The sequence below is a fragment of the Halanaerobiales bacterium genome (genome assembly GCA_035270125.1).
Classification (GTDB): Bacteria; Bacillota; Halanaerobiia; order Halanaerobiales; family DATFIM01; genus DATFIM01.
The window spans coordinates 1-2,332 of sequence record DATFIM010000061.1; the positions used below are offsets into that span (position 1 = coordinate 1).

At 28.2% G+C, this 2,332-nt stretch carries 5 protein-coding genes; all 5 read right to left on the reverse strand.

Annotated features, from left to right (window positions below; all coding sequences use genetic code 11):
- The coding region (locus tag VJ881_03240) for a permease prefix domain 1-containing protein (GenBank protein HKL75059.1) at nucleotides 1-1,202 on the reverse strand (1,202 nt) is incomplete at its 3' end.
- Nucleotides 1,195-1,341 (reverse strand): hypothetical protein, encoded by a 147-nt coding sequence (locus VJ881_03245; protein ID HKL75060.1) that lies wholly within the window; start codon nucleotides 1,339-1,341, stop codon nucleotides 1,195-1,197. The genes VJ881_03245 and VJ881_03240, both read right to left, overlap by 8 nt.
- Nucleotides 1,342-1,441: 100 nt before the next feature.
- Nucleotides 1,442-1,786 carry a DsrE family protein gene (locus VJ881_03250; protein HKL75061.1) on the reverse strand — a complete coding sequence of 115 codons (345 nt, stop codon included), beginning with the start codon at nucleotides 1,784-1,786 and terminating at the stop codon, nucleotides 1,442-1,444.
- Nucleotides 1,787-1,804: 18 nt separating this feature from the next.
- The gene (locus tag VJ881_03255) at nucleotides 1,805-2,128 is read right to left on the reverse strand and encodes a peroxidase-related enzyme (GenBank protein ID HKL75062.1); all 324 of its coding nucleotides are present in this window, start codon (nucleotides 2,126-2,128) and stop codon (nucleotides 1,805-1,807) included.
- A partial coding sequence (locus VJ881_03260; protein ID HKL75063.1) for a peroxidase occupies nucleotides 2,129-2,332 on the reverse strand: 204 nt, incomplete at its 5' end. It lies immediately after the preceding gene.

Here is a 2,332-nt window from a genome sequence, read left to right on the forward strand (position 1 = left end):
CCTGCAAGATTAACTAATAATAAAACATTTTCACCTAAAGCTGCTAATTTGTTTGGGCTAATTCCAAATTCAGTTAATCTAAATATAATTGCTGAAAGTGCAATACCATCTACTATTATCGCTACGAAAATCAAAATACCATTCAGATAATCGAATATCCCTTTTTTATCATACATTTTTCTGGCTGATATTGTATATATGACCATTCCTAAAACTAGTACTAACATTAAATCAAAACCTATTAAGAAATTTCTTTCAAGATAAGGACTATTTCCTGTAAAAATAACTGTTCCTATAAATATTAACATTGTAATCAAAAATAGTGGACTAAAAATTTTAGCTAAAACTGGAGCAAAATTTTCTACTATGCTTTTTTTAGTTTCAACTAAATATACTGTGATCATAGCAGCTGCAGAAGGCCCATAAAAAATAAAATAATTTTCCATGAAACTTTCAATATCAATTGCAATTGACTGAAAAATAAGGGAGGTAAACATCATTAAAACAAAAAATCCAAACATTATTAAACTTCCATATATAAAGCATTCTCCTGTAAATCTTAGAAAATCCATTCGTCCTTCCTTCGTCTTCCATTTTTCCCCGATATAAGCTATGCCCGTCACTAACCATAACATTATTGGAAGATGAATCCCTGTTAAGATTGCTGTATGGTTGGGTTTATAGGAAGGATATAGATTAATAACTAGAGCAGTTATAGCAAAAATCCCAGTAATATAAACAATCAATTTTTTATTTATTTTATTTTTAATTATAAAATATAAAGTTATGAAAGGAATCAGATAAAAACTTAGATTCTTAAAATATTTAATACTGTTATCAATATTAATCCCAAAAAATGTCGGTAATTTAGCAGCTGTTCCTGCTAATAAAGCAAATATAATTATTATAAGAATGTTTTTTCTGTCTTTTTTACTTACAGCTGGGTCAACCGGATCAGCTATTAATTGTTTCCATAAATCTTCAGTATTCACTTTTGAATATTCATCTGATATTTTATTGACATTTCCCAGTCTTTTTACACTTATTAAAAAAGCTTCTTCCTTACTAAGTCCTTTGGCTGTTAATTCATCAATTTGTTCTCTTAAATGATTTTCAAGTTCCAGAATATCCTCTTCATCTAATTTCCCACTGGAACGCAAATAATCACTCCAGGAATTGATTTTTAATTCTAAATCAAACATTTTCATCCTCTCCTTTTTCAACATTATCCTTATCTTCATAAATTTGTTCAGATAATGTAGCATGAACTATTTCCCATTGTTTTTTATGTTTTTCTAATTCTAACTTTCCTTTTTTCTTTAAAAAATAATATTTTGTCAATTATACCTAGAACCACAAGGTAAGTCAAGAATATTTTCATATAGAAAATCCCCTGCATTTAAACAGGGGATTAAAATTCTAATTTTCAATTTTATTATTTTTAAATCGTAATTAATTTTTCATCATTTTTTAATACGTTTGTCAAAGGCTCTCCCCAATAACGAAGTTCAATTCCTAATTCTTCTAGCTTTTCACTAACACCTAATTGATCAGCACAGGCTTTACAGGCAGTCATTTTTACTCCTGCTTCAATATTTTCTTTGATTTGCTTTTGAATTTCTTCATTTTCTGCAATTAATTGAGCTGGTTTTCCCCATACTATAAGGGTAACTTCCTCCCACCAACCATGAATAAGGCTATTTTTTGCATACATATTTACCATCTTTTTTGAAGTAATAGGATCACCATTTGTCCATAAAATATAAAGCTTATTTGCTTTTTCCATAATAAATAACCCTCCCTCTTATTTTTTATAAATTTCTTCTTTTCCTTCTTCCAAATCAATACCTAAACCTTCAGCAATTCTATTTACATAGTTAAAATAGGAAACCACCTGATTTAAATCAAGAATATCTTTATCACTCAAGCCTATTTCCTTTAGTCTTTTAATATCTTCTTTTTTTACTGAATTTGGCTTTTTTGTTAATTTTTCTGCATAACACAACATTGACCTTTCTCTTTTGGATATATTAGCTGAATTATAGTCTTCAATAACCTCAGAAAATATTTTTTTAGCTTTTTTATTATCTCTTATTAACTTTTGGAGCGCCGCTCCATGATGATTAATTCAATAATGACATTCGTTAATATTTGATACAAATGTTGCTACCATTTCTCTTTGTTCCCTGGTAATATTTGATTTACCATACATTATCGTTTTGTATAAATTCAAATGATCCTCAAGCACTTTTGGATTCAAAGAATGTACTTTAAGAACATGAGCTACTTTTTTATTTTTAGGTCCAGTTAATTTATCATAAAGTTCTGCTAA